Source organism: Nostocoides sp. HKS02, assembly GCF_009707485.1.
Lineage (GTDB): Bacteria > Actinomycetota > Actinomycetes > Actinomycetales > Dermatophilaceae > Pedococcus.
In genome coordinates, this window is record NZ_CP046121.1 from 476,274 (window position 1) to 501,635 (window position 25,362).

Genomic DNA, 25,362 nt, shown 5'->3' on the forward strand with positions numbered 1-25,362 from the left:
GGCCGCGCCTCGACGCTCCTGCGGGGGCGACCGAGCAGGAGCGGTTCGCGGCATACGAACGCGTCGTGATGCGTCGGACGAACCGGCTGTATGCCGGCGGCGGGCGCCTCAACGTGCCCTGGCCACGCGCCCTGGGCACGCCACCGTGGGGGCCCGCAAGGAGCTCGAGTTCGGGGCCTCCCGCCGGGGCACGCAGTACGAGCTGCGCCTGGTGCGCCAGCTCACCAAGGGCGGCCTGCGCGCGGCCTACGCCCACCTGCTCGACGTCGTCGGTGACGGCGAGCCGGCGCTGCTCTACCTGGGCAACGCTGTGCTGCCGCGCCACGTCACCCTCGTGCTGCCGGGCGACGGGGACCGTGTCCTCGACGTCTACGACCCCGCGACCGGCCACGTCACCCGGCTGGACCAGGGCCACTTCGCCAGCCGGGAGCTGCGGATCGCGGGCTGGGACGTACCCTGGCTGACCGTGCAGCCCGACGGGGCCCGCCGGGTTCAGGCCTTCGGCTTCTCGACGGGGATGAGCTCGGCGTCACGCACCTCGGGGGTCTCGGCCTCGGCGTAGGTCACCGTGCCGGTGATGCGGCCGGTCGCGCGCAGGTCGGCCTCGGCCACCCGGACGCGTTCGGTCCATGCGGCCGGACCAGCCAACACGACCGCCGCGACCTCGGCACGCATGCCGACCTTGGCCTCGGACTTGGTCTTGCGCACCCCGGCGAGGGCCTCGCCGACGGCCCCGAGCAGCGCCGCGTCGGCTCCCTCGCCCGCCGCGAGCTCCGCAGCCGTCGGCCACGCCGCGTGGTGGACCGAGCCCTCTCGCCACCACGACCAGACCTCTTCGGTGACATAGGGGAGCAGCGGCGCGAACAGGCGCAGCAGCACGTCCAGGGCCAGCCGCAGCGCGGCGCGGGCGGACTGGGCCTGCGCCTCGCCCTGGCCACCGTAGGCGCGGTCCTTGACGAGCTCGAGGTAGTCGTCGCAGAACGTCCAGAAGAAGGTCTCGGTCACCTCTAGGCAGCGGGTGTGGTCCCAGCCCTCGAAACCAGCCGTGGCCGCCTCGACCACCCCGGCGAGCGACGCGAGCATCGCGCGGTCCAGCGGGTTGGTCACCGCCGCGGACAGGTCGCCGTCGACCTCGCCGCTGGAGAGAGCGAACTTGGAGGCGTTGAGGATCTTGATGGCCAGCCGGCGCCCGACCTTCATCTGCCCGGTGTCGTATGCCGCGTCCGCGCCGAGGCGTCCGCTGGCGGCCCAGTACCGCACCGCGTCGGCACAGTGCTCGCGGACGACGTCCTCAGGGGTGACGACGTTGCCCTTGGACTTGCTCATCTTCTTGCGGTCGGGGTCGAGGATCCACCCGGAGAGGGCGGCGTGCCGCCACGGCACGGTGTCGAACTCGAAGTGCGCCCGCACGATCGTCGAGAAGAGCCAGGTGCGGATGATGTCGTGGCCCTGAGGGCGCACGTCCATCGGGAACACGGCGTCGAACAGCTCGGGGTCGCCACGCCAGCCACCCGCGATCTCGGGCGAGAGGGACGAGGTGGCCCAGGTGTCCATGATGTCGGGGTCGCCGACGAAGCCACCGGCCTGACCTCGCTGTGACTCGTCGTAGCCGTCGGGTGCCTGGGCGGCGGGGTCGACCGGCAGCTGGTCCTCGGTGGGCACCAGGGGCTTGTCGTAGACCGGGTCGCCCTGGTCGTCGAGGGGGTACCAGACGGGGATCGGCACGCCGAAGAAGCGCTGGCGCGAGACCAGCCAGTCCCCGTTGAGCCCGCTGACCCAGTTCTCGTAGCGCGACCGCATGAACGCCGGGTGGAACTCGACCTGGCGGCCGCGCTCGATGAGCTCGGCGTTGAGGTCGGCGTCCCGGCCGCCGTTGCGGATGTACCACTGGCGCGAGGTGACGATCTCGAGGGGCTTCTCGCCACGCTCGTAGAAGTTGGCCTTGCGCTGGGTCGGCTGCGGCTCGCCGTCGAGGTCGCCGGACTCCCGCAGGGCGGCCACCACCGCCTCGCGGGCACTGAAGGTCGTCTTGCCGGCGAGCTCCTGGTCGAAGAGGCGCTGCCCGGCCCCGGAGTGGATCCAGGCGGGCACCTCGGCCTGGATGCGGCCGCTGCGGGTGATGACCGAGCGCACCGGCAGCTGCAGCTCGCGCCACCAGAGGACATCGGTGAGGTCACCGAAGGTGCAGCACATCGCGATGCCCGCGCCCTTGTCGGGCTCGGCGGCCGGGTGCGCGAGGACGGGGATCTCGACGCCGAACAGGGGCGAGCGGACCGTCGTGCCGAACAGGGCGGCATACCGCTCGTCGTCGGGGTGGGCGATGAGCGCCACCACGGCCGGGATGAGCTCGGGGCGGGTGGTCTCGATGAACACCGGCTCACCGCCATCGGGGCGGTGGAAGGCGACCCGGTGGTAGGCGCCGGGGTAGTCGCGCGCCTCGAGCTCGGCCTGCGCGACGGCGGTCTGGAAGGTGACGTCCCACAGGCCCGGGGCCTCGGACTGGTAGGCCTCGCCACGGGCCAGGTTGCGCAGGAAGGCCTGCTGGGCGGTGGCCCGGGAGTGGTCGTCGATGGTGCGGTAGCTGATGCCCCAGTCGAACGAGAAGCCCATCCGGCGGAACAGCGACTCGAACGCCTTCTCGTCCTCGACGGTCAGCTCGTCGCACAGCTCGATGAAGTTCGCGCGGGAGATCGGCTGCTGGTCGGCGGCCTTGAGGCTCTTGACGTCGCCCCGATGGGGGGCTGGAAGCTGGGGTCGTAGGGGAGCGACGCGTCGCCGCGCACCCCGTAGAAGTTCTGGACGCGCTTCTCGGTGGGCAGGCCGTTGTCGTCCCAGCCGATCGGGTAGAACACCTCGAAGCCGGCCATCCGCTTGTAGCGCGCCATGCAGTCGGTGTGCGTGTAGGAGAAGACGTGCCCCATGTGCAGCGACCCCGAGGCCGTGGGCGGGGGAGTGTCAATCGAGAACACGGCCTCCCGGCCGCGCTCACGGGCCGCTGCGCGGTCGAAGGTGTAGGTGCCCTGCTCCCGCCACGCGTGCGACCAGGTGTCCTCGAGCCCGTCGATCGAGGGCCGTTCGGGGATCGTGGCGGCGCGCGGGCGAGCGGGTGCGTCGGTCATGCCGTGAATCTTCCCATCCCGGGAGCGGTGCCCTCCAACCGGTTGTCCACCCGTCGGTTCGGCGATCTGCTCAGGCCGTCCGTTCAGGATCGCCCCCTAGGCTGAGGTCATGGAACCCGTGTACACCCCAGTCATCGGGTTCGCCCGCCTGCTGTTCGCCGCCCAGGGCCTGAAGATGACCCTCAGTGGCCTCGAGAACGTGCCGCGCACCGGGGGTGCGGTGATGGCGGTCAACCACACCGGCTACTTCGACTTCACGTATGCCGGGCTGGCCGGGGTCAAGGCCGGTCGCCTGGTGCGGTTCATGGCCAAGAAGTCGATCTGGTCCAACCCCGTGGCCCGACCGCTGATGACCGGCATGCATCACATTCCCGTCGACCGGGGGGCGGGCTTGGAGTCCTTCGGGCTGGCGCTCGCCGCGCTGCGCGCAGGTGAGATCGTCGGCGTCTTCCCCGAGGCCACCATCTCGCGGTCCTTCGAGCTCAAGGCGTTCAAGTCCGGGGTGGTGCGTCTCGCCCAGGAGGCAGGCGTCCCCGTGCTGCCGACGACGATCTGGGGCTCGCAACGCGTCTGGACCAAGGGCCACCCGCGCCGCATGGGCCGACACGGCATCCCCCTGCTCATCACCGTGGGGGAGCCCATCGTCGTAGGCCCCGACGAGGACCCCACCGAGGCGACCGAGCGCATCCGGACGGCGATGGCGGCCCAGCTGCACGCCGACCAGGAGCGCTACCCGGCCTGGCCGGACGCCGAGCGCGACCTGCTGCCCGCCCGGCTCGGCGGTTCGGCTCCCACGCTCGAGGAGGCCGACGCACTGGATGCCTCCGAGGGACGCCGGCGCGCGCAGGCCTGAGGCTCAGACGGCGTGGCCGAGGTGGGCCATGGCCTGCCGCAGCAACGCGCCGTGGCCGCCGTCCATCTCGCGCAGCAGGGCCGGGTCGCTGGCCTCCTGCGGGGTCAGCCAGGCCAGGTCGAGCGCGTCCTGCTGCGGCTGGCAGTCACCCGCGACGGGCACCACGAAGGCCAGCGCGACGGCGTGCTGACGAGGGTCGTGGTACGGCGTCACCCCGGGGGTGGGGAAGTACTCGGCGACCGTGAACGGCTGGGGGCTGGCCGGCACCTGGGGCAGGCACATCGGCCCGAGGTCCTTCTCGAGGTGCCGGATCACGGCGTCGCGCACTCGCTCGTGGTAGAGCACCCGGCCCGACACGAGCTCGCGGTTGATGGCGCCGTCGGACGCCCGCAGGAGCAACCCGACGGTCGTGACAGCGCCCCGCTCGTCGACCCGGACGGGGACGGCGTCGACATAGAGGATCGGGAGTCGCTCACGGGCGGCATCGAGCTCCTCGCGCGTCAGCCAGGACTCACTGCGTTCCAGATCGAGCGGGGTCATGCGTCCGTTCTACCAGTAGACCCGACCCGGGTTGAGGATGCCCTGCGGGTCGAAGACCGCCTTGAGCGCCCGCTGTCGGGCGATGGATGCCGCACCCACTTCGTCGGGCAGCCAGCGTGACTTGAGCGAGCCGACGCCGTGCTCGCCCGTGATCGTGCCTCCCATCGCGAGAGCCACCGCGACGAGCTCGGCGAACGCCGCCTCGGCGCGCTCGCGACTGCCGGGTTCGCGCGGGTCGAAGAACAGCGACGGGTGCAGGTTCCCGTCGCCGCCGTGGCCCGACATGGTGATCTCCACCCCGGTCCGGGCCGAGATGTCGCCGCCCGCGGCGATGAGCGCGGTCAGCTGCCCGACCGGCACGCAGACGTCCTCGATGAAGTGCGGGCCCTTGGCCACGAGCGCGTGGTGCAGCGCCCGGCGCCCGGCGAGCAGCGCCTCGCTCTCCTGGGGGTCGTCGGCGACCGCCACGTCGGTCGCACCGGCCTCGGTGAGCAGCGCGGCATACCGGTGGGCGTCCTGCGCCGTGTGCCCCGGCCGGTCGGACTGGACGATCAGGGCCGCCGCGCAGTCCACCGGGAAACCGAAGTCGGCGATCGCCTGGACCGCCGCGATGGTGGGACCGTCGAGGAGCTCGAGCAGGCTCGGGCGGTGGCGCTCGAGGCGCAGCGCGACGATGCCGCGGCTCGCAGCGTCGAGGGAGTCGAAGGTCGCCAGCGCGGTGAGCGCGGGGTCGGGCGCCGGCACGAGCCGGACGGTCACCTCGGTGACGACCCCGAGCGTGCCCTCGGACCCCACGAAGAGGCCGGTGAGGTCGAGCCCGGCGACGCCCTTGGCCGTGCGGTGGCCCGTGCGGATGACCTCGCCACCGGGCAGCACCACCTGCAGCGCCTTGACGTAGTCGGCGGTGACCCCGTACTTGACGCAACACAGGCCACCCGCGTTGGTCGCGACGTTGCCGCCGATCGTGCAGAAGCCCGAGGACGCGGGATCCGGGGGGTAGAACAGCCCGGCCTCGGCGGCAGCGGCCTTGAGGTCCGCGGTGACGGGCCCCGGCCCACAGACGGCGAGGGACTCGAGCGGGTCGACCTCGACGATGCTGTCCAGGCCCTCGAGGTTGAGCACGACCCCTCCCTCGAGCGCGACCGAGCCGCCCGCGAGGCCGCTGCGGGCGCCCTGGGGCACCACCGGGGTGCGCGTCTCCTGGGCCCAGCGCAGCACCTCGACGACGTCGTCGAGGTCCCGGGCGCGCACCACCTCGAAGTGCTCGGGTGCGGTCGCGCCCAGGGACTCGTCCACGGCATACCGGGCCAGCACGTCGGGGTCGCTGACCGTGCGGGAGGCCAGGCTGGACGGAAACGTGGTCACCTTCCCACCCTAGGCGCCGCTAGACTGGCGCCACAGGCGTCGACCCGGCCATCACCGGCGAGCCTCCGGAAGAACGGGCCACGTTCGCGCGGCCTCACTAGAACCGGACGGGTGGGTCCGTCATCTCCCAGGGCAAGAGCGGTCGTATGCCGCGGCACCCCCGGGTGCGCGACTGCGACAAGCGAGGTGGCACCGCGGTGGCGCCGGGAGGTCCCGGCGACGTCGTCCTCGCGTGAGTGCACGCGAGTGATGTGAGGACTGCCGACACCATGACCTATCCCAAGGTCTCCAGCGACACTGCTCCGAGCGACGTTTCGGGCGCTGCCTTCGGCGTGCCCGCGTCACCGAGGTTCCCCGAGATCGAGGAGCGGATCCTGCGGTACTGGGACGAGGACGGCACCTTCCTCGCGTCGGTGGAGAACCGGCCGAGCGGCGTGGACGGCGAGAACGAGTTCGTCTTCTACGACGGGCCGCCGTTCGCCAACGGCCTGCCGCACTACGGCCACCTGCTCACCGGCTACGTCAAGGACCTCATCCCGCGCTACCAGACGATGCGCGGACGCCGGGTCGAACGGCGGTTCGGGTGGGACACCCACGGGCTGCCCGCCGAGCTCGAGGCGATGAGCCAGCTCGGCATCAAGACCAAGGACGAGATCCTCGAGCTCGGCATCGAGGAGTTCAACGCCAAGTGCCGCGAGTCGGTGCTGAAGTACACCGACGAGTGGCGCGAGTACGTCACGCGGCAGGCGCGGTGGGTCGACTTCGACCACGACTACAAGACGCTCAACCCGGACTACATGGAGAGCGTCATCTGGGCGTTCAAGTCGTTGTACGACAAGGGGTACGTCTACGAGGGCTTCCGCGTGCTGCCCTACTGCTGGAACGACCAGACGCCGCTGTCGAACCACGAGCTGCGGATGGACGACGACGTCTACCAGATGCGCCAGGACCCGGCGGTGACGGTGGGCGTACGGCTGTCGACCGGTGAGCTGGCCCTGGTGTGGACGACCACGCCGTGGACCCTGCCGTCGAACCTCGCGGTCATGGTGCACCCCGACATCGACTACGTCGTCGTCGAGACCTCCGTGCCCACCGGGGCCTCGGAACGCTATGTGATCGGGGCCGAGCGGCTGGCGTCGTACGCGCGCGACCTCTTCGGCGACCCCCAGGCAGACGTCGACTCGTTCGTCGTGGAGCGGCTCACGGGCCGCGACCTGCTCGGGCGTTCGTACACGCCTCCTTTCCGGTACTACGAGGGCCACGAGAACGCCCACCGCGTCGTCGAGGCGGACTTCGTCACGACCTCCGACGGCACCGGGCTCGTCCACAGTGCCGGGGCGTTCGGTGAGGACGACAAGATCGTCACCGACCGTGAGGGCATCGAGCCGGTCATGCCCGTGGGCCCTGACGGGAAGTTCACCTTCCCGGTCACGGAGTACGAGGGCCTGCTCGTCTTCGACGCCAACCTGCCGATCATCGACGACCTCAAGGCCGCCACCCGTGGTGAGCAGTCCCACGGCGCGGTCACCGAGGGCACGGTGCTGCTGCGCCGCGAGACCTACGACCACTCCTACCCGCACTGCTGGCGCTGCCGTCAGCCGTTGATCTACAAGGCGGTCTCGAGCTGGTTCGTCGAGGTCACGAAGTTCAAGGACCGCATGGTCGAGCTCAACGAGCAGATCCAGTGGGTGCCGGAGCACATCAAGCACGGCCAGTTCGGCAAGTGGCTCGAGAACGCCCGCGACTGGTCGATCTCGCGAAACCGGTTCTGGGGCAGCCCGATCCCGGTGTGGAAGTCGGACAACCCGGAGTACCCGCGGATCGACGTCTACGGCTCGTTCGCCGAGCTGGAACGCGACTTCGGCCAGCAGGTCGACGACCTGCACCGGCCCTTCATCGACCGGCTGACGCGGCCCAACCCCGACGACCCGACCGGCCAGTCGACCATGCGCCGCGTCGAGGACGTCATGGACGTCTGGTTCGACTCGGGCTCGATGTCGTTCGCGCAGGTGCACTACCCGTTCGAGAGCGCCGACTGGTTCGAGCACCACTTCCCGGGCGACTTCATCGTCGAGTACATCGGCCAGACGCGCGGCTGGTTCTACACCCTGCACGTCCTCGCGACGGCGCTGTTCGACCGCCCCGCATTCTCGGCGTGCGTCTCCCACGGGATCGTGCTCGGCTCCGACGGGCAGAAGATGTCCAAGTCGCTGCGCAACTACCCCGACGTGCGGGACGTCTTCAACCGCGACGGGGCCGATGCGATGCGCTGGTTCCTCATGTCGAGCCCGATCCTGCGCGGTGGCAACCTCGTCGTCACCGAGCAGGGGGATCCGCGACGGCGTGCGCCAGGTCATCATCCCGCTGTGGAACACGTGGTACTTCTTCTCGTTGTACGCCAACGCCGCTGGCTACGAGGCGAAATGGTCGACGGCATCCCGGGACCCGCTCGACCGCTACCTGCTGGCCAAGCTGGGCCAGTTCATCACGACGATGCAGGACCAGCTCGACGACTTCGAGGTGGCGAGCGCGTGCGAGACCACGCGGGGCTTCCTGGATGTGCTCACCAACTGGTACGTGCGCCGCTCGCGCGAGCGGTTCTGGGACACCGGTGACGGCGTGGGCGCGGAGCAGGCCTTCGACACCCTGTACACCGCGCTCGAGGTGGTCTGCCGGGTCACGGCGCCGCTGCTGCCGCTCGTCACCGAGGAGATCTGGCGCGGGCTGACCGGCAGCCGCTCGGTGCACCTCGCCGACTGGCCCGACGCCTCCGACCTGCCCAGCGACGACGCGCTCGTGGCCGGCATGGACCGTGCCCGCGAGGTGTGCTCGGCGGCATCCTCACTGCGCAAGGCGAACGGCCTCCGGGTGCGGCTGCCCCTGCAGGACCTCACCGTCGTCACGGCGGACGCGGCGTCGCTCAAGGACTTCGGCGCGATCGTGGCCGACGAGGTCAACGTGCGCACCGTGACCCTGCGCGACATCACCGAGGCGAGCGAGGCCGACTTCGGGGTCTCCCAGCGCCTCACCGTGAACGCCCGCGTCGCTGGTCCGCGCCTGGGCCGCGACGTGCAGCAGGCCATCAAGGGCAGCAAGTCCGGTGACTGGTCGGTGGCGGCGGACGGCACCGTCACCTCCGGCGGACTCGAGCTCGTGCCGGGGGAGTACGCCCTCGAGACGGTGGTGGACTCCGAGCAGCAGGGCGGCTCCAGGGCGACGGCCATGCTCCCCGGCGGCGGGTTCGTCGTGCTCGACACCGAGGTCACGCCCGAGCTCGCTCAGGAGGGGCTGGCCCGCGACATCGTCCGGGCCGTGCAGCAGGCGAGGCGCGACGCAGGGCTCGACGTGTCCGACCGGATCTCGCTGACCGTCACCGGCTCGCAGGCGGTCTGGGAGGCGACGGTCGCCCACCAGGCGCTCATCGTCGAGGAGACGCTGGCGACCCAGTTCGGGTCGGCCCCCCAGCTCGAGGCGCTTCCGCAGCGCTCCGATGTCGCCGAGGCGACCGTCGGCGATGGCGAACTGGTGCGGATCAAGGTGATGCGGCGCTGACCGGACCGCTGTCTGTCCGACCGGTTGACCGGTCGTGGGCAGGGTCGTCCGGGTGATCACACGGAAGGTCCTGCCCACGAGGCCGCCGACGGGGTAGGGCCGTCGCGTGGTGGATGATGGACGCCATGCCCCCCGCACCCGACGCCGCTCAGCGCGAGGCCGCGCGCACCCTCGAGGTCCTCAAGCGGATGCGCCTGGCCGAGGAAGCCATCCTGGCTCGTGCTCCTGAGCACGACCTGCAGCCGAGCCTCGACCGCATCCAGGCCGTCATGGAGCTGCTCGGCGACCCGCAGCGCACCTTCCCCGTCATCCACCTCACGGGCACCAACGGCAAGACGTCGACGACCCGCATCATCGACTCGCTCCTGCGCGAGCTGGGGCTCAAGACCGGGCGGTTCACCTCGCCGCACCTGCACAGCATGCGCGAGCGGATCGCGCTGTCCGGCGTGTCGATCAGTGCCGAGCAGTTCCTCGACGCCTACGACGAGGTGCTGCCCTTCGTGGAGATGGTCGATGCCAGGTCGGTGGCCGAGGGCGGGCCCCTCATGACCTACTTCGAGGTGCTCGTCGCCATCGCGTATGCCGCGTTCGCGGACGCCCCGGTCGACGTCGCCGTGGTGGAGGTCGGGCTCGGTGGCAGCTGGGATGCCACCAACGTCGCGGACGGGTCGGTCGCCGTGGTAACCCCGATCGCGCTGGACCACCAGCACTTCCTCGGCCACGACGTCGAGTCGATCGCGACCGAGAAGTCGGGGATCATCAAGCCCGACTCCCTCGTGGTGGCGGGCATCCAGGAGCCCGAGGTCGCCCAGATCCTCGCTGAGCGGGCCGGTGAGGTCGGCGCGCGGATCGCCTTTGAGGACACCGAGTTCGGGCTGCTGACCCGTGAGGTGGCGGTCGGTGGCCAGCAGCTCTCGGTCCGGGGGCTGGCGGGGGAGTACGACGAGCTGATGCTGCCGCTGCACGGCGCGCACCAGGCACACAACACGGTGCTGGCGCTCGCGGCGGTGGAGGCATTCCTCGGCGGTGGCGAGCAGCGCCTCGACCCTGACCTCGTGCGGGCGGGTCTGGCGACGGCGGCATCGCCTGGCCGACTCGAGGTCGTGCGCCGCTCACCAACGGTCCTGGTCGATGCGGCTCACAACCCGGCGGGGGCCCTCGCTCTGCGCGACGCGCTCGAGGACTCCTTCACCTTCGCCCGGATCATCGGCGTCATCGCGATCCTCAAGGACAAGGACGCCACGGAGATGCTGGAGATCCTCGAGCCCGTCCTCGACCACGTCGTGGTGTCGCGCACCACGTCGCCGCGCGCGATGCGACCCGAGGAGCTGGGCGACCTGGCCATCGAGATCTTTGGCGAGGACCGGGTCACCGTGGTGGCAGACCTGCCCGACGCGCTCGACGTGGCCGCCGGGCTCGCCGACGAGGGCGGCCTCGGCGGGGGCGTGCTCGCCACCGGGTCCGTCACCACCGCCGCCGAGGTCAGGATGCTGCTCGGCGTCAGCGAGGTCTAGCGCTTGCCCATCTGGCCGATGTCGAGGTGGCTGCTCTTGGCCTCGGTCTTGGCGTTCTTGTCGGCGCGCTTTTCCTTGATGGTCTTGCCGGCCTTCTTGGACAGGTGTTGCCGGGGTGATTTGTCCGTCATGGCTGATTCCCTTGGTCGGAAGCCTGGATGGCTCCGTACCCGACGGTACTCCTGCTGCGGCACGGCATACGCTCGCTTCCATGGTTGGGCAGACGAGGCGTTCGGGACGATGAGGGGCGTGGTGTTCTACGGCGCGCTCGGCAAGTTCACCTGGCGGATGCTCGCCACGGTGCTCGCCGGACAAGGGGTCGTCGTGTTCCTCGGAGCCCTGGTCGCCCGCGGTCTGGCCAGCGCCAACGGTGACCAGCGCGGCAACGCGTGGTTGTGGGTGGGCGTCGGGCTGGCGGTGCTGTGCGTCGCCGCGGCCGGGCTGATGCGCCGGCCCTGGGGGGTCACCCTCGGCTGGGTGATCCAGGCTGCGACGTTCGCGAGCGCGGTCGTCGTGCCCGCCATGCTCGGGGTGGGCCTGATCTTCCTGGTCCTGTGGGTCGGCTCGCTCGTGCTCTGCCAACGCGTCGAGGACCAGGTGGCTGCGCGTGAGCGGGCCTCGGGCGCTCGGTAGGCTGGCCGGCGTGACGACACAGATCGAGCGTTCCCTGGTCCTGGTCAAGCCCGACGGGTTCTCCCGTGGACTCACCGGGGAGGTGCTGCGCCGCATCGAGGCGAAGGGGTACTCGCTGGTTGCCCTCGCCGTGACCACGCCGACCCGCGAGCAGCTGGCCGAGCACTATGCCGAGCACGAGGGCAAGCCGTTCTACGAGCCTCTCGTCGAGTTCATGTCGAGCGGCCAGGTCGCTGCCGTCGTCATCGAGGGCCACCGCTGCATCGAGGGGTTCCGCGCCCTCGCCGGCGCCACCGACCCGACGGCTGCCCTGCCCGGCACCATCCGGGGCGACCTGGGCCGGGACTGGGGCCTGAAGGTCCAGCAGAACATCGTGCACGGCTCCGACTCGCCAGACTCGGCCAGCCGCGAGATCGCGATCTGGTTCCCCGGGCTGTGAGCCGGCAGTGAGCCGGCCCTGAGCCAGCACTGAGGCTCAGGCGGTCTCGAGGTCGTCGAGCCCGCTGATCACCACTTCGAGGAGCGCGGCGAGGTCGCCGCGCTCCTTCGTCGTCAGGCCGGCCAGCGTGTCGGACTCGACGACGTTCGCCTCGCGCACGGCCGCCTCGAACAGCTCCCAGCCCTTGTCGGTGAGCTCCACGAGCACGCGGGTGCGGTTGCCCGGGTCGGGCGCGCGGCGCACCAGGGCACGCTCGGCCATGCGGTCCAGGCGGTGGGTCATCGAGGACGCTGCCACGTTCGTCACGTCGGCGAGCTTGCTCGGCGTGACGGGCTGGTCCCCGGCCGTCGCGAGGTGGGCGAGCACCGACCACTCGCCGTGGGAGATGTCGAGGTCGGCCAGCTGCCGGTTGTACCACTGGTCGAGCTTGCGCGTGAGGGAGAACACGGCGGTGATGACCCGCTGCACCGACTCCTCGCCACCTGCGGCGACGTAGGCCGCGACCGCGTCCTGGTACTGCTGCTGCGCACTGGGTTTGCGTTTCGCGGCCGACATGCCGTCATCTTCGCATGGTAAGATTTCGAAGTCGAAATATTCGAAACCGAAGAACTGTTGATCTGATCATGCGTGCCCGTCTGCTCATCCTCGCCTCTGCCGTGGCCATGCTCGGCTGGGGCACCGTGCTGCCCTACCAGTACGCCTATGCCGCCTCAACCCGCGGCTGGGGCTCGCTGGTCGCCGCGGCGGCGTCCAGCCTGTTCTCGGTGGGCGCCCTGTTGGCGGCCCCGATCGGCGGGCGGCTGGCGGACCGCGTGTCGCCGGTCGTCGTCGCGGTGGTGGCCAAGGCGGTCGCTGCCGCGGGCGCGGCATCCCTGATCTGGGCGAACGGCCCCGTGGCGTTCCTGGCCGGCATGTTCGTCTTCGGCCTCGGCATCACCGCGGCGGCTCCGGCCCAGTCCGTCCTGGTCCTGCGCTGGGTGGGCGGCTCCGACCGGCGGCGGGTGTTCGCCTGGCAGTTCACCGGTCAGGCCCTCGGCATGGCCGTCGGCGCGTTCGTCGCGGGCTACGTCGTCAACCTGCACCGCCCGAGCGGCATGTGGCCCGCATTCGCCGCCGCGGCGGTGGGGTTCGTGGCCTCCGGTGTCCTGCTCGTCGTGGCCGGCCTGCGTCGGTGGGGTATGCCGGCGGCGGACGACGCCGCGGAGGCCGGCGACCTCGGTGACCTCGCGCCGTCCGGTCGGCTCCAGGCCGCGAGCCCACGGGCCGCGGTCCGGGCGATCTGGTCCGTGCCGGCACTGCGCTGGACCGCGCTGATCACCGTCACGCTGGCGCTCGGCTTCTACGCCCAGTTCGAGTCCGGGCTGCCCGCGTACGCGCTGACGATCCTCGACGTCAAGGAGACGACCATCGGGCTCGCGGCGGCGGTCAACTGCGTGGTCATCATCGTCCTGCAGATGCTCGTCGTGAAGCTCACCGCCCGCCGCAGCGGTGCCACGCTGCTGATGTGGGTCGGCGTGATCTGGACCGCGTCCTGGCTCGTCCTCGCCGCGGCGTCGTTCGCGCCCGAGCTGGCGGCGGTCCTGTTCGTGACGAGCTTCGGCGTGTTCGCGGTCGGCGAGACGATGTACGCCCCCGTGCTCAACCCGCTCACTGCCAGCCTCGCGCCCAGCGGCCTGGTCGGCACCACCCTGGGGCTGTTCACCGCCCTGCAGACGGGCTTCTCCGCGGTCGGACCGCTGGTCGCGGGCGTGATCCTCGGTGCCGGTTTCGGGAGCCTGTTCATCGGGGTGCACGTGCTCATCAGCCTGGTGGCCGTCCTCGCCGCCTGGCGCCTGCGGGTCGCGATGCGGGCCACCCGGTCCTCGGTGCCGAGCCCCGTCGACGCCGCCCTCGCCGCCTGAGGCGAGGATGCGGGACCGGCATACCGACACTCCGCGCGGCAGCCGGGCGAGCGGGCGGCCCGCGCGTAGCATCGCCGACGTGAGCGGCGGTGGGGCACGACGAGGCTGGATGTCACTCGGCAGGGACCTCGCGATCGACCTCGGAACCGCCAACACCCTCGTCTACGAGCGCGGCCGCGGGGTGGTGCTCGACGAGCCCTCGGTGGTGGCCGTCGATGTCGCGACCGGCCGGTTGGTCGCGGCGGGCACCCTCGCCAAGGAGATGCTCGGCCGCACGCCGGGGCACGTGCGGGCGATCCGGCCCCTGCAGGACGGCGTGATCTCGGATGCCGACGTGACCGAGCGGATGCTGCGGTACTTCGTCGACCAGGTACGGCCGTCGCGGCTGGTGCGCCCGCGCATGGTCGTCTGCGTGCCGAGCGAGGTGACCGGCGTCGAGCGGCGGGCCCTCGAGGAGGCCGCGGTGCGGTCCGGCGCGCGGCGGGTCTACGTCATCGAGGAGCCCATGGCAGCGGCGATCGGCGCTGACCTGCCCGTGAACGAGACCGCGGCGTCCATGGTGGTCGACATCGGTGGGGGCACGACCGACGTCGCCGTGATCAGCCTGGGCGGCATCGTCACCTCACGCTCGGTGCGCGTGGGCGGAGACGAGATCGACGACGCCGTGGTCGCCCACGTCAAGACCGAGTACTCCCTGCTCGTCGGCGAACGCAGCGCCGAGGACATCAAGGTCGCCGTCGGCTCGGCCTTCCCGCTGCGCGAGGAGACCAGCACCAGGGTGCGCGGGCGCGACCTGGTCACCGGGTTGCCCAAGACCGTCACCATCTCGAGCCAGGAGGTCCGCCGCGCGATCGAGGGTCCGGTGCTGCAGATCGTCGACCTGGTGCGCGCGACCCTGGACGTCTGTCCACCCGAGCTCGCGGGCGACATCCTCGACCGGGGCATCACCCTGACCGGAGGCGGCGCGCTCCTGCGTGGCCTGGACGAGCGGCTGCGCCACGAGCTGGGCGTCCCCGTGTCCGTGGCCGACGACCCGTTGCGCGCGGTGGTGCGCGGGTCGGGGCGCTGCATCGAGGAGTTCGCCACGCTCGAGCGGGTCCTGGTCGACTCCCGCCGGTTCTGAGCATGCCCCGACCGTCTCGCCGTCACCTGCTCGGCACCCTGCTCGCCGCCACGCTCGTGCTCATGCTTGTCGACCTGGCTGGCGGTCCCGGGCCCGGGGCGCTGCGCGTGGCCGGGGGCGCCGTGTTCGGTCCGCTGGAACGGGTCCTCGCCCCTGGGCGACCGGCTGATGCCGCGCCCCTGAGGTCGGTGGTCGACACCGCGCGGCTCGCGCAGGAGTCGGTTGCCGGGCCCCAGCTCCGTCAGCTCCTCGGAATGCCGGCCATCGCGGGTGGAACGGTGGTCCCGGCTCGCGTCATCGCGGTGGGCCGGCAGGGGGCCTCGGGCCCGGAGCGCGTCACCATCGACGCCGGGTCCCGTGACGGCATCCACCCGGACCTGTGTGTCGTCAGCGCGGCAGGCGTCGTGGGCCGGGTCGTGGCCGTGTCGCCGTGGACCGCCGACGTCCTGCTCGTCGGGAGTGCGGATCTGGTCGTCGGCGTGCGGGTGGGTGCCGCCGGCACCCTCGGCTCGGTGGGAAGCGGGGCCCGTGGCCCGCACCCCCGACCCGCCGGCGAGCTGGGCCTGACCCTCGTGCAACGGGGCACCGTGGCACCGGGCGACGTCGTGACGACCATGGGCAGCGTTGGCGGGGTGCCGTTCCCGCCCGGGCTGCCGGTCGGCACGGTCGCGACGGTGGACGACTCGCCGGGGGACCTCGCTCCGGGCGCGGCCGTGCGCCCGGCTGTGGATGTGACCACACTCGACGTGGTGGGCGTCCTCACGGCGCCCCCTCCGCGGACCCCGCGACCGGCGCTGACGGCCGGCCGGTGAACGTGTCCGTGGTGTCCGTACCCCGTGTCGTCGCCCTGCGCGCCCTGATGCTGCTCGTCGCTGCCCTGCTGAGCGTCACCATCGCGGTCCACACCCCCGACACCGTGCCGGACCTGGTGCTGCCGGTCGTGGTCGCGGGTGCGTTGCTGGGCGGCCCGTCCCGCGGCGGGCTCGTGGGGCTCGGCGCCGGCTGGCTCGTCGACCTGCTGCCACCCGGTCCGTCCGTCCTGGGCACCAGCGCCCTGCTGTATGCCGCGGTCGGCCTGCTCGCCGGCACCGGCCGCCGCGAAGGCCCGACGCCCTGGGGCTGGGTCGCGCTCGTCGGCGCGGCCAGCGCGGTGGCCCTCGGGACCGGTCGGGTGGTGGTCGCCGTCGTGTCGGGCGCGGCCGTCGACCCCACTGCCACGGGGCTGGGGGTCCTGTGGTCGGCAGCGCTGTGCGCCATCGCCGTCCCGCCGCTGGTCTGGGTGGAGCAGTCGGTCGCGGGCCGGAGGCGGCGGTGAGACGCCGGTGAGGCGGACCCACCCGGCCCGCGTGTGGGTGTTGGGTTTCGCCGTCCTCACGCTGATGGGCGTGCTCGTCGGGCGTCTGGGGCAGGTGCAGGTCGGTGACCGCAGTGCGTACCTGCGCGCGGCCCAGACCGTGAACACCCGCACCGTCGTCACGCCCGCGCTGCGCGGTCGGATTCTCGACCGCAACGGGGTCGCCCTGGTCGACAACACCAGCGAGACCGTGGTGACCGTCGACCGCCGGGTCCTCGCGGACTCCGCAGACGGCGGTCGTGGGCTCGTCCGACGCGTGGCTGTGGTCCTCGGGGTTCCGTTCGAGCGCCTCTGGGCACGCACCTTCCTGTGCGGCACTGCCGGGGCGGCGCCGGCGCCGGCCTGCTGGGGTGGTTCGGCCTACCTGCCAGTTCCCCTCCTGTCCGGAGCCGACCCGACCCGGGCGCTCAGCCTCGCCGAGCGTCCCGACCTCTACCCGGGGATCTCCGTGCTCGCGTCTCCCGTGCGCGAGTACCCGCAGCAGGCCACGGTCAACGCCGCGCAGGTGTTGGGCTACCTGGCCCGCTCCACCTCGCAGGACGTCGCCGCATCGCACGGGGCGATCGGGGACCTCGACCTCGTGGGCCGGGCTGGTCTCGAGGAGCAGTACGACGCCCAGCTGCGCGGCACGCCCGGTCGCACCACGGTGGCCGTCGACCCCCGCGGTGTCGTGACCGGGCAGGTCTCGCAGGTCCCTCCCGTCCGGGGGCGCGACCTGGTCACCAACCTCGACGTCCGCGTCCAGGCTGCCGCCGAGGCGGCGCTGCGGCGAGCGGTCACGAGCGCCCGCCACCACGGCTACCCCGCGGACGGCGGCGCGGCCGTCGTCCTGGACACCACGACCGGTGGGGTGCTCGCGGCGGCGAGCTACCCGGCATACGACCCGGATGTGTGGACCGGCGGCATCAGCGAGCAGGCCCTCACCGCGCTGACCGGCCCCGGCGCCGGCACGCCCCTGATCGACCGCGCGACGGCCGCTGTGTACCCACCCGCGTCGACATTCAAGGTCGTGAGCCTGCCTGCCGCAGTGCGGGCGGGGAACTCCCTGAGCGGCGGCTACGACTGCACGGCAAGCTCACGGGTCGGGAACCGCACGTTCGCGAACTACGAGTCGCGGGCGTACGGGCGGATCTCGCTCCTCAAGGCCATCGAGGTCTCGTGCGACACGATCTTCTACGACTTCGCGTACCGCTCGTGGCTGGCGCAGGGCGGGCTCAGCGCGACCTCCGATGCGGGCGACCCGTTCGTCACGACGGCCAAGGCGTTCGGCCTCGGCGCGCCCACCGGCGTCGACCTGCCCGGCGAGCGCTCGGGACGCATCCCGGGCCGCGTGTGGAAGCGGGCGACGTGGAACGACACCCGCGCCCAGACCTGCCACCGGGCCGCAGCCGGCTACCCCGAGGTGGCCCGCACCGACCCCCGCCGCGCGGCATACCTCAAGGGTCTCGCCGTGGAGAACTGCGCGAGCGGGTTCGCGTTCCGGGCTGGCGATGCGGTCAACTTCGCGATCGGGCAGGGCGACATCGGGGTCACCCCGCTGCAGATGGCGCGCCTGTATGCCGCGATCGCCAACGGGGGGACGCTGTGGACGCCGCAGCTCGCGCGCGGGTTCGCGGCTCCCGGGGGTGTGCTGGAGCGCGTCGCACCCGTGCCGGCGGACACCGTGGCCTTCCCTGCCGGCACGCTGCCGTTCCTCCACCAGGCCCTGCAGGGGGTGGTGGCCCGCGGGACGGCGCAGGCCGCGTTCGCCGGCTTCCCCCTGGCGCAGTGGCCGGTGGCGGGCAAGACGGGGACGGCCGAGGCTTTCGGGGCGCGCGACACCGCGTGGTTCGTGTCCTACGCCCCCGCCACCCACCCCAGGTATGCCGTCGCCGTCGTCATCTCCCAGGGCGGGACCGGGGGAGCGGTGGCGGCGCCGGCGGCCCGTCAGATCTACGACGTGCTCCGCACGCTCCGGTAGCGTCGGCGACGGGCGGGCACCGGCGCGGGAGGGGCCGGGCGGCAGTCAGTAGGCTGCCCCCCATGGCTGACTTCGATGTTGTCGTTCTCGGTGCTGGTCCTGGTGGGTATGTCGCGGCAATCCGCGCCTCGCAGCTCGGACTCAAGGCCGCGGTGGTGGAGAGCAAGTACTGGGGTGGCGTCTGCCTCAACGTCGGGTGCATCCCGTCGAAGGCGCTGCTGCGCAACGCCGAGCTCGCCCACATCCTCCAGCACGAGAAGGACAAGTTCGGGATCGAGGGCGACGCCACGATGTCGTTCGGGCCGACCCACGCGCGCTCGCGGTCGGTCTCCGCGGGCATCGTCAAGGGCGTCCACTTCCTCATGAAGAAGAACAAGATCACCGAGATCGACGGCTGGGGCACCCTGACGAGCGCCACCTCGATGGACGTGGCCCTCAACTCCGGCGAGAAGCAGACGGTCACCTTCGACAAGCTCATCATCGCCACGGGGGCGACCACCCGCCTCATCCCGGGCACCTCGCTGTCCGACCGCGTGGTCACCTACGAGGAGCAGATCCTCACCGACCAGCTGCCCGGCTCGATCGTCATCGCCGGGTCGGGTGCCATCGGGGTCGAGTTCGCCTACGTCCTGAAGAACTTCGGTGTCGACGTGACCATCGTCGAGTTCCTCGACCGCATGGTGCCCACCGAGGATGCCGAGGTCTCCAAGGAGCTGCTCAAGCACTACAAGAAGCTCGGCATCACCGTGCTGCTGTCGACCAAGGTCGAGTCCATTGACGACAGCGGCGAGAAGGTCAGGGTCACGGTTTCACCGGCCGCAGGGGGAGACTCCCGGGTCATCGAGACCGACAAGGTGCTGCAGGCCATCGGCTTCGCCCCGCGGCTCGAGGGCTTCGGTCTCGAAGCGCTGGGCGTGGCCACCGAGCGCGGTGCCATCGTCATCGACGACCACTGCCGCACCAACGTCGACAACGTCTACGCGATCGGGGACGTCACCGGCAAGCTCATGCTGGCCCACACCGCTGAGGCCCAGGGCGTGGTGGCTGCCGAGACCATGGCCGGCGCCGACACGATGCCGGTCGAGTACGACTTCATCCCGCGGGCCACCTACTGCCAGCCCCAGATCGCCTCGTTCGGATACTCCGAGGAGCAGGCCAAGGAGAAGGGCTACGACGTCAAGGTCGCCAAGTTCCCGTTCTCCGCCAACGGCAAGGCGATGGGCCTCGGTGACGCGGTCGGCTTCGTCAAGGTGGTCGCTGACGCGAAGCACAACGAGATCCTCGGGGCGCACCTGATCGGCCCGGACGTCACCGAGCTGCTGCCCGCACTGACCCTGGCGCAGAAGTGGGACCTCACCGCCGACGAGGTGGCTCGCAACGTCTTCGCGCACCCCACCCTGTCCGAGGCGGTCAAGGAAGCCGTCGAGGGCATCGCCGGCCACATGATCAACCTCTGAGGGCCGACCGATGTCGCGGGTGTCGCTGCCCATGCACACCGAGCGCCTCGTGCTGCGCAGCCTGCGCCCGGGGGACGAGGCGGACGTGTTCGCCTACCGCTCGATCCCCGAGGTCGTGCGCTACATCCCGGGAGCGCCCAAGACCCGCGAGCAGGTGGCCGACCTGGTCGCCGAGCGCGCCACGGCCGGTCGCCTCGAGCCCACCTCGCCGATCCTGACCCTCGCGGTAGAGCTCGATGGGCGGGTCGTGGGCGACGTGCTGCTGCACCTCGACGGACTCGACGGCCATGACGGCCGGCAGGCCGAGGTGGGCTGGGTGTTCGCACCCGACGTGGCTGGGCACGGTTACGCCACCGAGGCCGCGAGGGCCTTGGTCGACGCTGCCTTTCGCGAGGTGGGAGCGCACCGGGTCTGGGCGAAGCTCGAGCCCGAGAACACGCCGTCGTCCCGGATCTGCGAACGACTCGGGATGCGGCACGAGGCGACCTTCCGCCAGGCCTCGTGGTTCAAGGAGCGCTGGACCGACCTCGCCATCTACGCGGTGCTCGCCGAGGAGTGGGGGGCGTCCGGTCAGGCGTCGTCCCGCCCCGTCGGAGGCTGACACGCCCCCTCGATGGGGGTGCGCACGACTGATACGCCACTGCTCGCTGTGAGTGAGCAGTGACGTAACGCTTGGTCCGACCCTGCGGGAGGGGCTCGCTGTCGGTGGGTCGTGGGAAGTTCGGACCGTGGCGGAACTGCGAGGTCGATTCGAGGTCGGCGCACTGCTTGCGCAGGCGCGCCGCGTGGCTGGGCTGAGCCAGCGTGAGCTGGCGGCGGCGGCCGGGGTGGCGGCATCGACGGTCGGCGGCGTGGAGTCGGGGGCGAAGGGGGTCAGCGTCGAGGTCCTCGCCCAGCTTCTCGAGCCGACTGGACTGCGACTCGCAGTCCTCGACGCGGACGACCGGGAGGTCGGTCCGTTTCCTGCGGACGCGGTCCGCGACAACGCCGGCCGACGGTTCCCGGCCCACCTCGACCTGCTGCCTCCCGACCAGGTGCCGCACGAGCGGCTCAGGTCGCCTCGGTACGACCGCATGCCTCCCGTGGCCTGGTACCACCGGCGCGCGACGTCGGATCGTCTCGGCGACGACGAGTCCCGCATTCGCGGCGAACGGCCCGACCACCCCACAGCGGCTCAGCTGGAGTTCCGCCGCCAGGAGCGGATGTACGGGAGGACGCGGTGGTGGCCAGCTCGGGCAGCCACCCTGGTCGCCTTGGCCCGTGCCGACGGCGATTAGGGCGCGCGCTGGGGGCGCTGGTAGCCTTGGCACCGCCGTAGACCGGCCGCGGATTCAAGAGAGCCCAGGTGGACATGCCCTGGCGCACCGCGCAACAACCCGAGAAGGAGAGTGTCGACCTTATGCCGTTGAGCACCGACGTCAAGAAGCAGATCATGTCCGAGTACGCCACGCACGAGGGCGACACCGGTTCCCCCGAGGTCCAGATCGCGATGCTCACGCAGCGCATCCTCGACCTCACGGAGCACTCGCGGCAGCACAAGCACGACCACCACAGCCGCCGCGGCCTCCTGCTCCTGGTCGGCCAGCGCCGCCGCCTCCTGCGTTACCTGGAGAGCGTCGACGTCGAGCGTTACCGCTCGCTGATCAAGCGCCTCGGTCTGCGCCGATAAGCATCCGTCAGGGGCGGTCCTCACGCTGAGGGCCGCCCCTGCCGCATGAGGAGAGTCATCTCCACCAGCACCACCCAGAAGAACGCCCGTGCACAACGACGATGCACCAGGGTCATTTGAGAGACATAGAGAAGGAGGGCCCATGGAGGGTCCAGAGATTCAGTTCGCCGAAGCCGTGATCGACAACGGCACGTTCGGCACCCGTACCGTCCGGTTCGAGACCGGGCGCCTGGCCAAGCAGGCCGGCGGCGCCGTCGCCGCATACCTGGACGACGACACGATGCTGTTGTCCACCACCACCGCCGGCAAGAGCCCGCGCGAGGGATTCGACTTCTTCCCCCTGACCGTCGACGTCGAAGAGCGCATGTATGCCGCGGGCAAGATCCCCGGCTCGTTCTTCCGTCGTGAGGGCCGCCCGTCCACGGACGCGATCCTCACCTGCCGCCTGATCGACCGGCCGCTGCGCCCGACCTTCACCAAGGGCCTGCGCAACGAGGTCCAGGTCGTCATCACGGTCCTGGCACTCAACCCCGACCACCAGTACGACGTGCTGGCCATCAACGCCGCGAGCGCATCGACCCAGATCTCCGGTCTGCCGTTCTCTGGTCCGATCGGTGGCGTGCGCATCTCCCTGATCGACGGTCAGTGGGTCGCGTTCCCGAACTTCTCCGACATCGAGCGCTCGACCTTCGACATGGTCGTCGCCGGCCGTATTGCGGGCGACGACGTGGCGATCATGATGGTCGAGGCCGAGTCCACCGAGTCGACCTGGAACCTCGTGAAGAACGAGGGCAAGCAGGCGCCGACCGAAGAGGTCGTCGCTGAGGGCCTCGAGGCATCCAAGAAGTTCATCAAGGCGCTCTGTGAGGCCCAGGCCGCGCTGGCGAGCAAGTCCGCCAAGCCCGTCCAGGAGTTCCCGATCTTCCTCGACTACGAGGACGACGCGTTCGCCGCGGTCGAGTCCGCGACCTCGGGCGACCTCGCCCAGGCGCTCACCATCGCCGGCAAGCAGGAGCGCGAGGACCGCATCGACGAGATCAAGGCGTCGATGAAGGCCTCGCTCGCCGAGAAGTTCGAGGGTCGCGAGAAGGAGCTGTCCGCGGCATACCGGTCCGTGCAGAAGAAGCTGATCCGTCAGCGCATCCTGCGTGACAAGGTCCGCATCGACGGCCGCGGCCTCGCCGACATCCGCGCCCTCGGCGCCGAGGTCGAGGTCCTGCCGCGAGTCCACGGCTCGGCGCTGTTCGAGCGCGGCGAGACCCAGATCATGGGGGTCACCACGCTCAACATGCTCCGCATGGAGCAGCAGCTCGACACGCTCTCGCCGGTGACGCGCAAGCGCTACATGCACAACTACAACTTCCCGCCGTTCTCCACTGGTGAGACCGGCCGCGTGGGTTCGCCCAAGCGTCGCGAGATCGGTCACGGCGCGCTCGCCGAGCGGGCACTCATGCCCGTGCTGCCGACCCGCGAGGAGTTCCCCTACGCGATCCGTCAGGTGTCCGAGGCCCTCGGCTCCAACGGCTCGACGTCCATGGGCTCGGTCTGCGCCTCGACCCTGTCGCTGCTCAACGCCGGTGTGCCGCTGCGCGCCCCGGTCGCGGGCATCGCCATGGGCCTGGTCTCCGACGAGGTCGACGGGCAGACGCAGTACGCCGCGCTCACCGACATCCTCGGCGCCGAGGACGCGTTCGGTGACATGGACTTCAAGGTCGCCGGCACCCGCGAGTTCGTCACGGCCATCCAGCTCGACACCAAGCTCGACGGCATCCCCGCCTCGGTCCTGGCTGGCGCGCTAACCCAGGCCCGCGACGCTCGCCTGCACATCCTCGACGTCATGAACGAGGCCATCGACGTCCCCGACGAGATGAGCCCGTTCGCGCCCCGCGTGATCTCGGTGCAGGTCCCCGTCGACAAGATCGGTGAGGTCATCGGGCCGAAGGGCAAGATGATCAACCAGATCCAGGACGAGACCGGCGCCCAGATCTCCATCGAGGACGACGGCACCGTCTACATCGGTGCGACCGACGGTCCCTCGGCCGAGGCTGCTCGCGCGATGGTCAACGCCATCGCCAACCCGCAGATGCCTGAGGTCGGTGAGCGCTTCATGGGCACCGTGGTCAAGACCACGACCTTCGGTGCGTTCATCTCGCTCCTGCCTGGCAAGGACGGCCTGCTGCACATCTCCGAGGTGCGCAAGCTCGTCGGCGGCAAGCGGATCGACAACGTCGAGGACGTCCTGGCCGTCGGCCAGAAGGTCCAGGTCGAGCTCAAGGAGATCGACCCGCGCGGCAAGCTCTCCCTGGCCGCCGTGCTCCCCGAAGGTGAGAGTGGCGACTCCGCCGCTGTCGCCGAGGGCGACGCGACGGTTCCCGCCGCGGGCAGCGAGGCCGACTCGGCCGACTCATCCGACTCGGCCGTCGATGCCGACGGCGAGCGCGATGGTGGCGACCGCGATGGTGGCGAGCGTCGCGAGGGCGGCCGCAGCCGCAGCCGCAACCGTCGTCGCGGCGGCGACCGTGGCGACCGCGCCGAGGGTGCGTCCGACGCCCCCGAGGCCGTTCAGGAGTAGTTCACCCGCATCACCCATGAGCGGGCCGGTACCCCTTGGGGTGCCGGCCCGCTTGCATGCCCGCCGCATTCGCCCAAGGCTGGGCCCATGGCAGCAGATCGAACGTTCGTGGTGGTCGGCGGCGGGCTTGCGGGAGCCAAGGCGGTGGAGCAGCTGCGCGAGCTGGGGTTCGACGGCCAGCTGGTCCTGTTCGCCGGTGAGGAGCACCTGCCGTACGAGCGGCCGCCGCTGTCCAAGGACTACCTGAAGACCGGTGAGAAGCTCGAGGACGCGTTCGTCCACGACCAGCAGTGGTATGCCGACCACGACGTCGACCTGCGCACCGGCACCCGGGTGGCCGCGATCGACCGCGCCGCCAAGGCCGTCGTCACCGAGGCGGGGGACAGGGTCGAGTACGACCGGCTGCTGCTCGCCACGGGGAGCTCGCCGAGGACGCTCTCGCTCCCGGGGTCGACGCTCACCGGCGTGCTGAGCCTGCGGACCATCGAGGACAGCGACGCCATCCGCGGGGCCCTTCGGCCCGGGCGCCGGGTCGTCCTCATCGGGGGAGGGTGGATCGGACTCGAGGTGGCCGCCGCAGCGCGCGAACGGGGCGCTCAGGTCACCGTGCTGGAGTCCCTGGAGCTCCCGCTGGTGCGGGTGCTCGGACCGACGGTCGCCCAGGTCTTCGCAGATCTGCACCGCGAGCACGACGTCGACGTGCGCACCGAGGTCACGGTCGAGGCGATCGAGGGCGATGGTTCGGTGACCGGGGTACGGCTGGCCAGCGGCGAGGTGGTTCCTGCCGACACGGTGATCGTCGGGATCGGCGCGGCTCCCAACGTCGAGCTGGCGCAGGACGCAGGTCTGGACGTCGACAACGGCATCACCTGCGACGCCGTCGGCCGCACCAGTGACTGGGACATCTTCGCCGTAGGCGATGTGGCCAATGTCGAGCACCCGTTCCTCGGCCACCGGGTGCGCGTCGAGCACTGGGCCAATGCGCTCAACCAGCCGCAGATCGTGGCGCCGGCGATGCTCGACGAGGACGGGCCCGAGCCGGAGCTGCCGTACTTCTACACCGACCAGTACGACCTCGGCATGGAGTACACCGGCCTGGCCGACCCCAGCGACGAGGTCGTGGTCAGGGGCGAGCTCGCCTCCCGCGAGTTCATCGCCTTCTGGACCCGGGACGGCCGCGTCATCGCCGGGATGAACGTCAACATCTGGGATGTCACGGAGCCGATCAAGGCCCTGATCCGGACGCGTGCCGCCATCGACCCAGCCCGGCTGGCCAATCCCTCCGTCCCCCTCGAGGATCTCGCCTGACGC

The 25,362-nt window shown here is 71.1% G+C and carries 20 protein-coding genes and 2 pseudogenes; 17 read left to right on the forward strand and 5 right to left on the reverse strand.

The window, feature by feature from the left end; genetic code table 11:
• Positions 1–145: 145 nt before the first annotated feature.
• Positions 146–562, forward strand: coding sequence for a hypothetical protein (locus GKE56_RS02220; protein ID WP_230209127.1), 417 nt, complete (start codon positions 146–148; stop codon positions 560–562).
• Here the strand turns inward: GKE56_RS02220 and valS are convergent.
• Positions 493–3,119: pseudogene (gene valS, locus GKE56_RS02225) on the reverse strand (valine--tRNA ligase). The gene GKE56_RS02220 and the pseudogene valS sit on opposite strands and share 70 nt — an antisense overlap.
• Positions 3,120–3,228: 109 nt before the next feature.
• Here valS and GKE56_RS02230 point away from each other — a divergent pair.
• Complete coding sequence (locus GKE56_RS02230; RefSeq protein ID WP_154683166.1) at positions 3,229–3,972, forward strand: 1-acyl-sn-glycerol-3-phosphate acyltransferase; 744 nt, start codon at positions 3,229–3,231, stop codon at positions 3,970–3,972.
• Positions 3,973–3,975: 3 nt separating this feature from the next.
• Here GKE56_RS02230 and GKE56_RS02235 read toward each other — a convergent pair whose 3' ends face one another.
• Positions 3,976–4,512, reverse strand: coding sequence for an NUDIX hydrolase family protein (locus tag GKE56_RS02235; protein ID WP_154683167.1), 537 nt, complete (start codon positions 4,510–4,512; stop codon positions 3,976–3,978).
• Between the two features lie 9 nt (positions 4,513–4,521).
• Positions 4,522–5,877, reverse strand: a complete 1,356-nt coding sequence (locus GKE56_RS02240; RefSeq protein WP_154683168.1) for an FAD-binding oxidoreductase — start codon at positions 5,875–5,877, stop codon at positions 4,522–4,524.
• A gap of 269 nt (positions 5,878–6,146) precedes the next feature.
• On the opposite strand from GKE56_RS02240, the pseudogene ileS reads away from it, so the two are divergent.
• Both ileS and GKE56_RS02250 read left to right on the forward strand, forming a co-directional pair.
• A pseudogene (gene ileS, locus GKE56_RS02245) lies at positions 6,147–9,429 on the forward strand (isoleucine--tRNA ligase).
• Positions 9,430–9,554: 125 nt separating this feature from the next.
• Positions 9,555–10,943, forward strand: a complete 1,389-nt coding sequence (locus GKE56_RS02250; protein ID WP_154683169.1) for a folylpolyglutamate synthase/dihydrofolate synthase family protein — start codon at positions 9,555–9,557, stop codon at positions 10,941–10,943.
• On the opposite strand, the gene GKE56_RS17765 is transcribed toward GKE56_RS02250, so the two are convergent.
• Positions 10,940–11,074 (reverse strand): hypothetical protein, encoded by a 135-nt coding sequence (locus tag GKE56_RS17765; RefSeq protein WP_255424974.1) that lies wholly within the window; start codon positions 11,072–11,074, stop codon positions 10,940–10,942. The two genes, GKE56_RS02250 and GKE56_RS17765, sit on opposite strands and share 4 nt — an antisense overlap.
• A gap of 109 nt (positions 11,075–11,183) precedes the next feature.
• On the opposite strand from GKE56_RS17765, the gene GKE56_RS02255 reads away from it, so the two are divergent.
• Both GKE56_RS02255 and ndk read left to right on the forward strand, forming a co-directional pair.
• Positions 11,184–11,576 (forward strand): DUF4233 domain-containing protein, encoded by a 393-nt coding sequence (locus GKE56_RS02255; protein WP_154683170.1) that lies wholly within the window; start codon positions 11,184–11,186, stop codon positions 11,574–11,576.
• 10 nt (positions 11,577–11,586) lie between these two features.
• A complete protein-coding gene (gene ndk, locus GKE56_RS02260) occupies positions 11,587–12,015 on the forward strand; it encodes a nucleoside-diphosphate kinase (protein WP_154683171.1) in 429 nt (142 codons plus the stop codon).
• A gap of 36 nt (positions 12,016–12,051) precedes the next feature.
• Here the strand turns inward: ndk and GKE56_RS02265 are convergent, their stop codons facing one another.
• Positions 12,052–12,570, reverse strand: coding sequence for a MarR family winged helix-turn-helix transcriptional regulator (locus GKE56_RS02265; RefSeq protein ID WP_154683172.1), 519 nt, complete (start codon positions 12,568–12,570; stop codon positions 12,052–12,054).
• A 68-nt stretch (positions 12,571–12,638) separates the two neighbouring features.
• On the opposite strand from GKE56_RS02265, the gene GKE56_RS02270 reads away from it, so the two are divergent.
• From GKE56_RS02270 to GKE56_RS02315, 11 genes are all read left to right on the forward strand, one after another.
• Positions 12,639–13,916 (forward strand): MFS transporter, encoded by a 1,278-nt coding sequence (locus GKE56_RS02270; RefSeq protein ID WP_154683173.1) that lies wholly within the window; start codon positions 12,639–12,641, stop codon positions 13,914–13,916.
• A gap of 109 nt (positions 13,917–14,025) precedes the next feature.
• Positions 14,026–15,039, forward strand: coding sequence for a rod shape-determining protein (locus GKE56_RS02275; protein WP_154683174.1), 1,014 nt, complete (start codon positions 14,026–14,028; stop codon positions 15,037–15,039).
• Positions 15,040–15,041: 2 nt separating this feature from the next.
• Positions 15,042–15,851, forward strand: a complete 810-nt coding sequence (gene mreC / locus GKE56_RS02280; RefSeq protein WP_154683175.1) for a rod shape-determining protein MreC — start codon at positions 15,042–15,044, stop codon at positions 15,849–15,851.
• Positions 15,852–15,862: 11 nt separating this feature from the next.
• The gene (gene mreD / locus GKE56_RS17135; RefSeq protein WP_230209128.1) at positions 15,863–16,354 is read left to right on the forward strand and encodes a rod shape-determining protein MreD; all 492 of its coding nucleotides are present in this window, start codon (positions 15,863–15,865) and stop codon (positions 16,352–16,354) included.
• Between the two features lie 7 nt (positions 16,355–16,361).
• Entirely contained in the window at positions 16,362–18,353 is a 1,992-nt protein-coding gene (gene mrdA, locus GKE56_RS02285; protein ID WP_230209129.1) for a penicillin-binding protein 2, read from the forward strand.
• Between the two features lie 62 nt (positions 18,354–18,415).
• The gene (gene lpdA, locus GKE56_RS02290; protein ID WP_154683177.1) at positions 18,416–19,810 is read left to right on the forward strand and encodes a dihydrolipoyl dehydrogenase; all 1,395 of its coding nucleotides are present in this window, start codon (positions 18,416–18,418) and stop codon (positions 19,808–19,810) included.
• Between the two features lie 31 nt (positions 19,811–19,841).
• Positions 19,842–20,411, forward strand: a complete 570-nt coding sequence (locus GKE56_RS02295) for a GNAT family N-acetyltransferase (RefSeq protein ID WP_230209130.1) — start codon at positions 19,842–19,844, stop codon at positions 20,409–20,411.
• A gap of 127 nt (positions 20,412–20,538) precedes the next feature.
• The gene (locus tag GKE56_RS02300; protein WP_195908216.1) at positions 20,539–21,087 is read left to right on the forward strand and encodes a helix-turn-helix domain-containing protein; all 549 of its coding nucleotides are present in this window, start codon (positions 20,539–20,541) and stop codon (positions 21,085–21,087) included.
• Between the two features lie 122 nt (positions 21,088–21,209).
• Positions 21,210–21,479, forward strand: coding sequence for a 30S ribosomal protein S15 (gene rpsO / locus GKE56_RS02305; protein WP_154683180.1), 270 nt, complete (start codon positions 21,210–21,212; stop codon positions 21,477–21,479).
• A 142-nt stretch (positions 21,480–21,621) separates the two neighbouring features.
• Positions 21,622–24,051 carry a polyribonucleotide nucleotidyltransferase gene (locus tag GKE56_RS02310; RefSeq protein WP_154683181.1) on the forward strand — a complete coding sequence of 810 codons (2,430 nt, stop codon included), beginning with the start codon at positions 21,622–21,624 and terminating at the stop codon, positions 24,049–24,051.
• Positions 24,052–24,138: 87 nt separating this feature from the next.
• Complete coding sequence (locus GKE56_RS02315) at positions 24,139–25,359, forward strand: NAD(P)/FAD-dependent oxidoreductase (RefSeq protein WP_154683182.1); 1,221 nt, start codon at positions 24,139–24,141, stop codon at positions 25,357–25,359.
• The last annotated feature ends 3 nt before the right edge of the window (positions 25,360–25,362 follow it).